Genomic DNA, 11554 nt, shown 5'->3' with positions numbered 1-11554 from the left:
TGCCACCAGTGTACCCTCTTAGGGCGCCGTGCTCCTATTGCTCAGGCTTTCACCAAGCTTACAACGTTGTAAGGTTGCGGCCGAACACGATGCGCACCGTCGTGCCTGCGCCGACCTCCGATTCCAGCTCCAGCCGCAAGTCGAGCTTCTTCGCGACCTCGCTTGCCAAATACAGCCCCATTCCGGTCGACTCTTTAAACGACCTCCCGTTCTCGCCCGTATAAAAGGCCTGAAACACGCGTTTCAGGTCTGCCTTCGGAATGCCGACGCCACGGTCGCGGACTTCGAATACCGGCGTGCCGTCCCGCTCAAACGCCGTGACTGCGACCTTGCCGCCGCTGCCGGACGAATACTTGATGGCGTTGGATAACAACTGCAGCACAACAAACCGAAGCCATTTGGCGTCGGTTTGCACGATGAAACGTTCGTCGACGTTCACTTCGGGATAGACGTGGCTGCGAATGAACAGCCGCTTGTACTCGTGCACCGCCTCGTTCGCGACTTGCCGCAGCGATACGGCTTCCACGCTGAAATCCTGCTCGAACGTCTCGAGCCTAGCCGTATACAGCATCATTTCGATGCCGTGCCGCATCCGGTCGACCTCTTCCGAAATGCTTTGGAGGCGCTCGTCGTCTTCGTCCTGCGTAATCATCTCGATGACGGACAGCGGCGTCTTCATCTGGTGCGCCCATTGGTTGATGAAGATCAAATGCTCCCGTTGCTTGCGCTCCCACGCCTGGATCTCGTTCCGATAGTGGCTGTACTGGGCGTCCAACAGCCGGCCGAGCGCGGAGGGCAGCGGCGACTGCTCCCGGCGGCCAACCGACTGCCCTAGGGAAGCCAGCCGGTTCGTCAGCCTGGCATAGAAGCCGCGATGCGTAATATAACGGATGGCCAGGTAGCAGCTGAACAGCACCGCGCACAAAAAGACGGCATAAACCGCCGTCGACAGCTTTTCGAAGCCGCCGAGCCTGTAGATGAGCAGCACGACGGCCCATTGCGCCGCAGACCAGCAAACCAGAGGCAGATGCTCTCGCAAAAAAAGCTTCATCGCGCGCCTTCTTCCAACCATATCGGATTCAGGCGGTAGCCTGACCCGCGGACGGTCTCCAGGGCCTGCTCGATTCCCAGCTCCGCCAGCCGCTTGCGGATGCGAGTGATGTTGACGCTAAGCGTATTGTCGTCTACGAACGTATCGTCCCACAGCTTGTCCAAGATCGTCTCCCGGCTCACGACGCGGGGGCTGCGCTCCAGCAGCGTTTCCAGCAGCACGGTTTCTTTCTTGCTTATAACGATTGACTTGCCGTTCAAGTGAAGCTCCATTCGTTCCGGATAAAGCAGAAGGCCGGCTTGGCTAACCACCCGTTCTTTAGCGGCAAATTCGCCGTATGCCCGGCGAAGCTGATTGCGGATTTTGGCCATGACGATCTCGTAATGGAACGGCTTGGTCATGTAATCGTCGGCGCCGTTTTCCAGCGCCATCAATTGGTCCATCTTGCCGCTGCGGGCCGAGATGACAATGATCGGGCAGGTGGATATCGCCCGAATTTGACGGCACCAATAATAACCGTCGAAGCTGGGCAAATTGATGTCGAGCAGCACCATATGGGGCTCGAGCTCCCGAAACCGGTCAAGCACGCGGTCGAAGTCATCGATGACAATGCCGTTGTAGCCATATTTCCGGATATGGGCCTCGAGCATCGAAGCGATTTTGCCGTCGTCCTCGACGATCATGATGTCGTACATGTTCTCCCTCCTTGTTACTGCGGCGCATGAATGCCGGCTCCGGCCAGCGTCTTAGCGGCGGGACGACGCTCCGGCTCGGAGACGAAACGCTTCGCCGCCCGCGTCCCCATCGAACAGACGATTTCGTTCGTAATGGTCCCGGTCCTCATGGCGATCTCGCCTGCGGTAATCCGCTCGGCGCCGTCCTCTCCGATGATCGTCGCGATGTCGCCCTGGCGGACGTCCGGAATGCCGCTGACGTCCACGGTCAGCTGGTCCATGCAGATTCGGCCGATGATCGGCGCTCGTCTTCCGTGGATCAGCACGCTGCCTCCCCGCCCGGAAAGCTCGCGCGGAATGCCGTCCGCATACCCGATCGCAACCGTCGCGACCATCGTATCGGCAGCCGCCGCGAAACTTCTGCCGTAGCCAACGAATTCGCCCGACTTGACGAGGTGAACCCGCGAGACGCTCGCTTTCAGCGAGAGGACGGGCCGCAGGTCAATCTTGGTCCGTGTTGCGCCGCCTTCGGTAGACAGCAGTCCGTAAAGGGCGATGCCGGGACGCGCCAGATCCATCTCAAGGTCGGGAAAGTTCAGGATGCCGTAGCTGCTTTGCAAATGCAGCCGGCCCGGATTAAAGCCCGCCGCCAAGATCAGGTCAACAGCATGCCGAAACCGGTCGATCTGTTTCCGGCTGAATGCGATATCGTACGGATCGAGGCTGTCGGCTTCCGCAAGGTGGCTGTACGTGCCCGTCACCTGAAGCCGGCTGTGCCGGTACATCGACAGTAGTTCCTCTTGGCGGTCGAACTGTTCGCCGAGCCGGTTCATGCCGGTATCGATTTTGACGTGCACCTTGAACTTGCCGCCGTGCGCCTGCAGGCGCTGAGCATCGTCGGCGTGAATGACCGTTTGTGTAATATTATACCAGATTAGCTCATTCAGCCTCTCCGTGGGCGTGTAGCCGAGGATGAGAATGTCGCCTTTCACGCCTGCCTTCCGCAGCTCGACCGCCTCGCCGACTTCCGCGACCGCGAACTGGCGGATGCCTCCGCGCTGCAGCCGTTTGGCGATCCCGACGCTGCCATGGCCGTACGCGTTTGCCTTCACGACCGCCATCAGGCTCGTCCCATCTGGAAGCGCCTGCTTCAGCACGCGCGCATTGTGATCCAAATTCGACAGATCGATTTGCACCCATGCCCTCGGGTTGCCTGGCATCGGCGATGAGCGAGGCACCGAAATGATGGCAAGCATGGCGGCGGGCAGCAGCGATGCGATCGTCACCGCGGCGAAGAACGCGAAGCTGTTGCCGATCACGACCGTCTGGATGCCGAGAAGCTTGGCGGCTCCCCGTACAAGCACGATCGCAAGGGGATGGAGCAAGTACACCGCCGTGCTCATATAGCGAACTCGGCGGTGCCCCCTGACGCTACGGACCGTCAGGAGACGAAACAGAGCATACGCGGCAGGGACGAGCGCCACGTACATGACCTCATGAAGCTGGAGGCCTAGACGATGGAGCGCGGTACCTTCTGCCAGAAGCAGGGAGAACGAGATCAGGAACATTCCGCCGTACCAGCGGGCGGAGCGGCGGCTCGCCGTATTCGACGCGGCGTTCCCGATAAACGCGCCGAGCGCGATGAAGAACGGAGCGAAGAACAGTCCGTTTCGCGTCTGGCCGAAGGCATCGAATAGCTGCGCATAGAAGACCGCCAACGCGTCGACACGGGCAGCGACGCCGTAATAGCTGTCGCCGAACATGCCAATGGCATACAGAGCCCCTGTCACTACCAGCACCGTACGGTCCTGCAGCCGGAGCCGCAACATGTAAACGATCGCGGTTCCGAGCAGCAGCGCGGGCAAGTACCACAGATGATAGAATGTTCCGCCGAATGCGATCTCCTTCAGGATCGCGCCGGCCGTCGAATCGGGGCCGAAATGTCCGGCGTACACGTTCACCGGCAAATACAGCAGGATGCCTAGCGCATACAATCCGCCGATCCGAACCATGAATTTTCTGAGCGACGGTTTATTCCGGATCCCTTCTTTCGCTGCACGAAAGAGGAAGAACCCGGACGCCATGAAGAAGAAGGGCACGGCAAGACGCGAAATGATATTAGTAAGGACAAAGTCGGCTTCCTCGCTCCACGAGGTCAGCGGTCCCGTATGATTGGCGATGACGAGCACCGCTGCGGCTAGTTTTACGAGATCTATCCAACCGTAGCTGCGGTCAGCGGCCATGTCTTCGCGGCTCCTTTCGGTAGGAGGCTGTAACGACGAAGCCATCCACGTTATTGCCGGACACGTCCCATTCCGCGTCTTTATCGTTGGGAACCGGAACAGCCGTAAGGCCGGGTGCCGCTTCCACATAGTAAATCTCGAACCGCCGATCGCCATCTTCGACAATCAAATGTTCCGAGGCGAACGCATGCTTTTTCAGAAACGCCGTGTATTCCTCAAGGCACAGGTTCTTGTCCGTCATGACGGCCGCATGCGGATAGCCGACGTACCGATAATGCCACGGCTCGCAAGCGATGCCCGTGATCGGCGTCTTCTCTTCCTCGTAGCGCTGGATGAAGCCGTACGCCGGCGCCAAGCGTTTGAACCGTCCGGCATCGGCCGATCCCTCACCGAAGGACGGGGCGATGTAATGAAGCCGCCGGCTCGCAAGGCCGACGTCGACGGCCAGGCCGGTTTGATGCTCGCTCGCGCCGGGCAATGCGACGTAGCTTTCGGTATACGCCGGACCGCGTTTCACCAAGGTGTCCATGAAAATCATCCGCTGCACGTCTTTCGAGCGGTAGCCGCTCACGACGACAATCTTTTTTCTCGCGCCGCACGCATCCAGCAGTGCCGTCAGCTGCGCGAGACTGACAGTGTCCAGCGCGACGTCCGGCTCCTCCTTGCCTGCCGCCATTAGCAGTTTACCGGCTACGGGCGCGAGTCGCGGCTCGACTTTCCTTACGGGATGGTCAGCGTTGACCAGAATCAAATTACCGCAGCCTACCTGCTCCTCGTTCAGATAAACCGTCCGGTACGCGTTCGCCAACGGAACGCCGCTTCGCAATGTAATCGTCTTGCTATCTATAGAGTTTCTCGTAATCGGTATCATATGCGGCTCTCCTTCGTTTCATCTTGATTTCACAAGCTAAGTGTAAAACGAACAGCGCGCATCTCCTATTGATCCGGCTTTCAACTCCCTTACAGCGTTGTAAGATGACCGTCGGGCCGATCGTTCAGCGCCTCCGAAACGAGCCTGTCTAGCAGGTCCGGAAATTCGAGCCCCGCCGCACGCATCATGTTCGGATAGCGGCTAGCAGCCGTAAATCCGGGAATCGTGTTCACTTCGTTAAAATACAGCGTGCCGTCATGCGAAAGGAAAAGATCCACGCGCGCGAATCCTCGGCAGCCGAGCGTCCGATAGATCCGCAGCGCCGTCTCCCGCGCCTCTTCCTCCTTTGTGTTTCCGATGCGGGCCGGAAGGTGGATGGACGAGGTATGCAGCGTATATTTCTCTTCGTAGTCGAAGAAGCCGCCTTGCAGCTCGATTTCGTCAAGCTCTCCCACGATGAGATTCGTTCCGCCAAGCACCGCGCACCCGATTTCAACCCCGTCGATATGCGTTTCTAAGACGATTTTATCGTCATGTTGAAAAGCGACATCAATGCCGGCCTTCAGCTCAGTCGGATCGTGCGCCTTGGTGATGCCGATGGAGGAGCCGGAGCGGGCGGGCTTGACATAGACTGGGAACGGCAAATGCTCCAAGCTGGCACGGTCTCCGTTTGCCCATTGTGCCGCGGTCAGCACGACGGCAGGCGGCACTGAGATGCCAGCCGCTTCGACGAGCGTCTTAGCGATCGCTTTATCCATGCAAATCGCCGACGATAGCGAGCCGCAGCCTACGAACGGGAGATCCGCCAGCTCCAGCAACCCCTGCAGCGTGCCGTCCTCCCCGTTCTTGCCGTGCAGCACGGGGAATACGACATCGATTGGCGTGAACCGGTATTCCGTCCCGGCCAGCTCGAATAATCCTTTCATCGACCGGTCCGGCGACAGAAAGGCTGGGATGCAGCCCGGATTCGAGTGCCAGCGATCCTCGCGGATACCTTCTTCGTCGCCGAAGTAACGGAACCAGCGGCCATCTCTCGTGATGCCGATCAGAATCAAGTCGTATTTCGAACGGTCCAGATGCTTGATGACGGCGGCCGCGGATGACAGCGATACCGCATACTCCGTCGATGCGCCGCCAAACAGGACGCCTAGCGCGATTTTCTTATTCATCATTGATCTCTCCTTGGTTGGTCAAATGGTACTGCCGTTGTTCTGTTTCGAGTGTAGCCGGATTCCCCCATTTCACCTATTGATTCGGCTTTCATCAATCTTACAGCCTTGAAAGGATCCTCAACGAAAAAAAAGAGGTAAGGGGAGCCTGATCTCCCCTTACCTCTAATCCGTGATTTTTGCTTTACTCCACAACCTGCACGCCCGGCGGCGCAGTGACATGCGTGCACACCCGGTCGTTCGCATCTACATGCCATCTCACGTTAATCGCCCCATGCGGCGTGTTTACCGTACCGCTGCAAGCGCGGATGCCGCCGACAGGCTTCGGCGAAACCTTCACGGTCTTGTAGCCCGGCTCAAGCGGCTGCACGCCGAGCACGACTTCCCCGATCCATTTGACCGGCGTGCTAGACCAAGCATGGCACAAGCTCATCCGATAGGAGCCATACGCCGTATACGTCGTCAGCGCATCGTGAAAATCGCGCTCTTCGCTTCCTCTCCCGTGCGTGTAGGACTCCCAGAATGTCGTCGCCCCTTGCTTCAGCATTCCGCCCCAAACGACCGAAATGATCTCATATGCCCGCTCATGCTTCCCATATCGCGAATAGCACTCTGCCAGCTGATAGGCCGAGAGCGGCGTGATCGGATCCGCGAGCACGTAGCTGTCCAGGAAAGCTTCGGCCGCCTCCGCCGAAACGTATCCGCTCGCGATGCCGAGCACCTTTACCGCCAGCGCAAATGGCTCCTTTAAGAAATCCTCCGAGGACAGCTTTCTCATCGGCCAATCCAATAGCGGCGCAAGCTCGAGCTCCGGCATATCCGCGGATAGCTTGACCAGATCGGCGTGCGTCAGCGCATAGATCGCCTGCATCGCGGTGACCCGCTCCTCTTGCGTCAGCGGTACCCACTCGATCAGGATGACGTCCTGCTCCAACAGACCTTCGCCAGGCCTTGTATTTTGCCGTACCCATTCGATATGACGCTGCAGCGGTTCCTTCATCTCCAGCACAAATGATTGATCGCCGGTTTGAACATAGTACTCACAGACCGTCTTCAGCCACCACAGCGTATATTCGCAAATGCCGTTCATCCAGTGCCCGCTTGGCGTGCCCTCTCCCAGCTCCCTGACGGCCCGCTGAATGACCTTCGTATCGTCCCAAAGGAAGTAGCAGGATTTCGCCGCCAAATAGAAATCGAACGTCCAGTTCAGCCGGTCCCGCTTAATGCCGTCCCATAACCCGATTTGATGGCAAATCCGACTCGTATGCGCAGACACTTCGAAAATCTCATTCAGCTGCGCATCTTCGCTTTGCAGCCTGCCAACCTGACGCAGTGCCACATGCACCGTTTGGAACGCAAACTCCAGCGCGAAAGGCCTTCCCTGCTCGCCAAGCACGTAAAGCTGAATATATCGGCAACCTTGCGGCAGCGTATAGACGGTCTCCCCGGGAGGCACGACGAGCCATTCCGTGATGCACCCGTCGTAATGGGCGAGCTCCATCAGCGATTCGGCGCCGTTCCAAAGCAGCTTGACCGGCTCTTCGCCTCGGTTGGATACGGCAAACCGGCAATTATGCTCCGCCAATAAATCAACCCTCACCGTAGATGCGCCTTCCAGCTCCATCTTCAACTGCAGCTGCCTCATCGCTTTCCACTCATTCTGCTTGCGCAGGTGGTAGAAAAGCTCCAGCTTCTCCTGTTCAGGCTTGACTAGCCAGCCATCCTGACCATGAAAGCCGCTTACCCGCACACTGCCGCCAGATACGCTCGCCTCCAAGGCCGACGCGTCCAGCACCGTTACGGCTTCAAGGTTGTACGCCGCAATATCGCCGAAGCCCCCCGCCGCAAATGCGGCAGGGCTGTTCTCCAGATCGCCGAACGGCTCCTCCCCAAGCAGGCAGATTCGCGCGGCAGCCGTGTCTTCCGCTTGCCATTCTTCATCCGTCGCGAGCCAAAGCCCTTCGCCCTGCAGGAAGGCGATGACGCCGACTCGGCGGCTCCACAAATAATGATTCACTTCGTAAATCGGAATGATCGCGCTGCAATCCATTTCCAGTCGAAGCTCGTGCTCGCCGGGCGTTATGACACCTATTTCAATTCTCGTAAAAGCCCCCGCATTGCCGGCTCGTTCCGCAAGCTCCGCAACAACGTTTCTATCCAATACGACGCGTACGCCGCCCGTGCATGCCACATGCAAGGTGACTTGACGAATTTCTTGCGCGGCCGTTAACGTGCGGCTCAGCGCGCAGCGGAGTCGCTGCTCCCGTTCCGGGTGCCAAATCCACACCGGCAGTTGTTGCTCTACTTGTAAAGTTTCCATATGATAAGATTCCTCTTTTCACTATGTACATCGTTATTTCTGTCATCTTACCACTCGCTGCGCGCATCTCACAATATGAAAACAACAGGCTTTTTTCAAGCTTCAAAACCGTTGATACGACTGGTTTTTTGCGTATATCGGTTGTAAAACCGGCATAAAACCAGTGCCTAGATGGACGGCTGGATATTAAACGGTTTACACTGCTTTACGAAAAATTCAACTGGCGTCTTAGGCGCCGTGCATATCCAAGGGACGAAACTCATAGTTCATACTAATTAGGTCTTATTCGTGACAGGAGGATGATCGTTCAATGAGCGAGGAGAAGGAGAAGGAGAAGAAGCTGACAACCAGCTGGGGCGCGCCCGTTGGGGATAACCAGAACTCCATGACCGCAGGCGCCCGGGGGCCGACACTCATTCAAGACGTGCATCTGCTGGAGAAGCTGGCACATTTCAACCGAGAGCGAGTCCCCGAGCGGGTTGTTCATGCCAAGGGGGCGGGCGCGCACGGCTATTTCGAGGTAACGAATGATTTAACCCAATACACGCGCGCAAGCTTCCTGTCCGAAGTAGGCAAGCGTACGCCGATGTTCATCCGGTTCTCGACGGTGGCCGGCGAGCTCGGGTCAGCCGATACGGTAAGGGATCCGCGCGGTTTTGCCGTGAAATTTTATACCGAAGAAGGCAACTACGATCTGGTCGGCAACAATACGCCGGTATTCTTCATCCGGGATGCGATCAAGTTTCCGGATTTTATCCATACGCAGAAGCGCCACCCGCAAACCCATTTGAAAAATCCGAACGCCATCTGGGATTTCTGGTCGCTCTCTCCGGAATCGCTGCATCAGGTGACGATTCTTATGTCCGACCGCGGCATTCCGGCGACGCTTCGCCACATGCACGGCTTCGGCAGCCATACGTTCAAATGGGTCAATGCGGCTGGTGAAGCGGTCTGGGTGAAATACCATTTCAAAACGGAGCAAGGCATCCAGAATCTTGATGCCGTGCTGGCCGCGAAGCTCGCAGGCGAAAATCCCGATTACCATATCGAGGATCTGTTCAATGCCATCGCCAGCGGCGACTTCCCTTCGTGGAAGCTGTGCGTGCAGATCATGCCGCTTGCGGATGCCGATACGTACCGGTTCGATCCGTTCGATGTAACGAAGGTATGGTCGCAAAAGGATTACCCGCTCATTGAAGTCGGCCGTATGGTACTTAACCGCAATCCGGACAATTATTTCGCTGAGGTGGAGCAAGCGACCTTCTCTCCGGGCAGCTTCGTGCCGGGCATTGAAGCCTCGCCGGACAAAATGCTCCAAGGCCGGCTCTTCGCCTACTCCGATGCCCATCGTTACCGCGTGGGCGCTAACCACAACGCCCTCCCGATCAACCGGCCGATCGCAGAGGTAAACAATAATCAACGTGACGGTCAGATGCGTCCGGACGGCAACGGAGGCGGTTCCGTCTACTACGAACCGAACAGCTTCGGGGGACCAAAGGAATCCCCCGCCGACAAACCGGCTCCATATGCGGTCTCCGGCCAGGCAGACAGCGTCGGCTATAATCATCATGACCACTATACGCAGCCCGGCGATCTCTTCCGTCTCATGAGCGAAGAGGAACGGGCAAGACTGATCAGTACCATCGTCGGTGCCATGAAGCCTGTCGAGCGAGATGACATCAAGCTGCGCCAGATTGCGCATTTTTATAAAGCCGATCCCGCTTACGGTCAAGGCGTAGCGGATGGACTGGGATTGAGCATTCCAAAAGACGACCAAACTTAAACAAAAGGCAGCTAAGCCGGGTGATCACTCACCTCGGCTAGCTGCCTCTTCAGTTATAAGCAAAAAAAAAAGCCCTTGCCTATGCAAGGAGCTTCGAAGTTTTAGATGGTCGGGATGACACGATTTGAACATGCGACCCCCTGGTCCCAAACCAGGTGCTCTACCAAGCTGAGCTACATCCCGTTATGAAAATGGCGTGCCCTGAGAGATTCGAACTCCCGACCTTTTGATTCGTAGTCAAATGCTCTATCCAGCTGAGCTAAGGGCACATATGGAGCGGAAGACGGGAATCGAACCCGCGACCCTCGCCTTGGCAAGGCGATGCTCTACCGCTGAGCCACTTCCGCAAATAAAAGGTATGGTGCGCGTAGAGGGACTTGAACCCCCACGGTCGCCCGCCAGATCCTAAGTCTGGTGCGTCTGCCAATTCCGCCATACGCGCATATGATCACATTTTCAAACTGAAAATGGTGAGCCATGTAGGACTCGAACCTACGACACCCTGATTAAAAGTCAGGTGCTCTACCAACTGAGCTAATGGCTCGAGTAAAGATGGTGCCGGCGATAGGAGTCGAACCCACGACCTACTGATTACAAGTCAGTTGCTCTACCAACTGAGCTACACCGGCATGTGAATTGAAAAAATGGCGGAGCCGACGGGATTCGAACCCGCGGTCTCCTGCGTGACAGGCAGGCATGTTAGGCCTCTACACCACGGCTCCGCGTAAATAATTGGTTGCGGGGGCAGGATTTGAACCTGCGGCCTTCGGGTTATGAGCCCGACGAGCTACCGAGCTGCTCCACCCCGCGTCATTAAGTTTCCGTGCTTGCGCACATATATGGTGGAGGCTGACGGGATCGAACCGCCGACCCTCTGCTTGTAAGGCAGATGCTCTCCCAGCTGAGCTAAGCCTCCGAAATAATGGTGACCCGTAGGGGATTCGAACCCCTGTTACCTCCGTGAAAGGGAGGTGTCTTAACCCCTTGACCAACGGGCCTTATAAGAAATTTTGCAACGGAGAAGGAGGGATTCGAACCCTCGCACCACTTACGCAGTCTAACCCCTTAGCAGAGGGTCCCCTTGAGCCACTTGGGTACTTCTCCATGAAATGGCTCCCCGAACAGGACTCGAACCTGTGACAACTCGATTAACAGTCGAGTGCTCTACCAACTGAGCTATCAGGGAACGAAATAATCACGGGCAACTTGTCACCCTGAAAACTGGATACGAACCTTTGCGAAGGTTTCTTGCTTTAGCTGTTTATTCAAAGTGTTTAGGATAAGCCCTCGACCGATTAGTATTCGTCAGCTCCACACATTGCTGCGCTTCCACCTCGAACCTATCAACCTGGTCGTCTTCCAGGGGTCTTACTAATTGGGAAATCTCATCTTGAGGGGGGCTTCACGCTTAGATGCTTTCAGCGCTTATCCCGTCCGCACTTG

At 57.1% G+C, this 11554-nt stretch carries 7 protein-coding genes, 12 tRNA genes and 1 rRNA gene; 1 reads left to right on the top strand and 19 read right to left on the bottom strand.

From position 1 onward, the window contains the following. Window positions 1-58: 58 nt before the first annotated feature. The 6 genes from DL346_RS16005 to DL346_RS15980 form a co-directional block, all read right to left on the bottom strand. A complete protein-coding gene (locus DL346_RS16005; RefSeq protein ID WP_112883172.1) occupies window positions 59-1051 on the bottom strand; it encodes a sensor histidine kinase in 993 nt (330 codons plus the stop codon). Further along, window positions 1048-1746 (bottom strand): response regulator transcription factor, encoded by a 699-nt coding sequence (locus tag DL346_RS16000; RefSeq protein ID WP_112883171.1) that lies wholly within the window; start codon window positions 1744-1746, stop codon window positions 1048-1050. Before DL346_RS16000 ends, DL346_RS16005 begins: the two co-directional genes overlap by 4 nt. Before the next feature lie 14 nt (window positions 1747-1760). Then, a complete protein-coding gene (gene vanT, locus DL346_RS15995) occupies window positions 1761-3968 on the bottom strand; it encodes a serine racemase VanT catalytic subunit (protein ID WP_112883170.1) in 2208 nt (735 codons plus the stop codon). Next, the gene (locus tag DL346_RS15990; protein WP_112883169.1) at window positions 3958-4839 is read right to left on the bottom strand and encodes a D-alanyl-D-alanine carboxypeptidase family protein; all 882 of its coding nucleotides are present in this window, start codon (window positions 4837-4839) and stop codon (window positions 3958-3960) included. Before DL346_RS15990 ends, vanT begins: the two co-directional genes overlap by 11 nt. Window positions 4840-4928: 89 nt before the next feature. After that, window positions 4929-6011, bottom strand: coding sequence for a D-alanine--D-serine ligase VanG (gene vanG, locus DL346_RS15985; protein WP_112883168.1), 1083 nt, complete (start codon window positions 6009-6011; stop codon window positions 4929-4931). A 181-nt stretch (window positions 6012-6192) separates the two neighbouring features. Further along, window positions 6193-8328, bottom strand: coding sequence for an alpha-L-rhamnosidase C-terminal domain-containing protein (locus tag DL346_RS15980; protein ID WP_112883167.1), 2136 nt, complete (start codon window positions 8326-8328; stop codon window positions 6193-6195). Between the two features lie 310 nt (window positions 8329-8638). Here DL346_RS15980 and katA point away from each other — a divergent pair, with 310 nt between their 5' ends. Next, the gene (gene katA, locus DL346_RS15975; RefSeq protein ID WP_112883166.1) at window positions 8639-10111 is read left to right on the top strand and encodes a catalase KatA; all 1473 of its coding nucleotides are present in this window, start codon (window positions 8639-8641) and stop codon (window positions 10109-10111) included. 106 nt (window positions 10112-10217) lie between these two features. On the opposite strand, the gene DL346_RS15970 is transcribed toward katA, so the two are convergent. From DL346_RS15970 to DL346_RS15910, 13 genes are all read right to left on the bottom strand, one after another. Further along, window positions 10218-10294 (bottom strand) — tRNA-Pro (locus DL346_RS15970). A gap of 9 nt (window positions 10295-10303) precedes the next feature. Next, window positions 10304-10380, bottom strand: a tRNA-Arg gene (locus tag DL346_RS15965). Between the two features lie 3 nt (window positions 10381-10383). Then, a tRNA-Gly gene (locus DL346_RS15960) sits at window positions 10384-10458 on the bottom strand. A 12-nt stretch (window positions 10459-10470) separates the two neighbouring features. Further along, window positions 10471-10553, bottom strand: a tRNA-Leu gene (locus tag DL346_RS15955). A gap of 26 nt (window positions 10554-10579) precedes the next feature. Then, window positions 10580-10655 (bottom strand) — tRNA-Lys (locus DL346_RS15950). A gap of 9 nt (window positions 10656-10664) precedes the next feature. After that, window positions 10665-10740: transfer RNA gene (locus tag DL346_RS15945), tRNA-Thr, on the bottom strand. Between the two features lie 16 nt (window positions 10741-10756). Continuing rightward, window positions 10757-10833 (bottom strand) — tRNA-Asp (locus DL346_RS15940). Window positions 10834-10844: 11 nt separating this feature from the next. After that, window positions 10845-10921: transfer RNA gene (locus tag DL346_RS15935), tRNA-Met, on the bottom strand. 30 nt (window positions 10922-10951) lie between these two features. Further along, window positions 10952-11027: transfer RNA gene (locus DL346_RS15930), tRNA-Val, on the bottom strand. Between the two features lie 7 nt (window positions 11028-11034). Further along, a tRNA-Glu gene (locus DL346_RS15925) sits at window positions 11035-11109 on the bottom strand. An 18-nt stretch (window positions 11110-11127) separates the two neighbouring features. Further along, a tRNA-Ser gene (locus DL346_RS15920) sits at window positions 11128-11215 on the bottom strand. A gap of 6 nt (window positions 11216-11221) precedes the next feature. Then, window positions 11222-11297, bottom strand: a tRNA-Asn gene (locus DL346_RS15915). Window positions 11298-11386: 89 nt separating this feature from the next. Further along, window positions 11387-11554: ribosomal RNA gene (locus DL346_RS15910) — 23S ribosomal RNA — on the bottom strand; the annotation flags it as partial.

Source organism: Paenibacillus montanisoli, from assembly GCF_003268025.1.
Classification (GTDB): domain Bacteria; phylum Bacillota; class Bacilli; order Paenibacillales; family Paenibacillaceae; genus Paenibacillus_Z; species Paenibacillus_Z montanisoli.
This window is presented reverse-complemented; position numbering and strand designations above follow the sequence as displayed.

Excerpts from the sequence above, each read along its gene's own strand:
- DL346_RS16005 (WP_112883172.1), bottom strand. The coding sequence starts at position 1,051 with ATGAAGCTTTTTTTGCGAGAGCATCTGCCTCTGGTTTGCTGGTCTGCG.
- DL346_RS16000 (WP_112883171.1), bottom strand. The coding sequence starts at position 1,746 with ATGTACGACATCATGATCGTCGAGGACGACGGCAAAATCGCTTCGATG.
- vanT (WP_112883170.1), bottom strand. The coding sequence starts at position 3,968 with ATGGCCGCTGACCGCAGCTACGGTTGGATAGATCTCGTAAAACTAGCC.
- DL346_RS15990 (WP_112883169.1), bottom strand. The coding sequence starts at position 4,839 with ATGATACCGATTACGAGAAACTCTATAGATAGCAAGACGATTACATTG.
- vanG (WP_112883168.1), bottom strand. The coding sequence starts at position 6,011 with ATGATGAATAAGAAAATCGCGCTAGGCGTCCTGTTTGGCGGCGCATCG.
- DL346_RS15980 (WP_112883167.1), bottom strand. The coding sequence starts at position 8,328 with ATGGAAACTTTACAAGTAGAGCAACAACTGCCGGTGTGGATTTGGCAC.
- katA (WP_112883166.1), top strand. The coding sequence starts at position 8,639 with ATGAGCGAGGAGAAGGAGAAGGAGAAGAAGCTGACAACCAGCTGGGGC.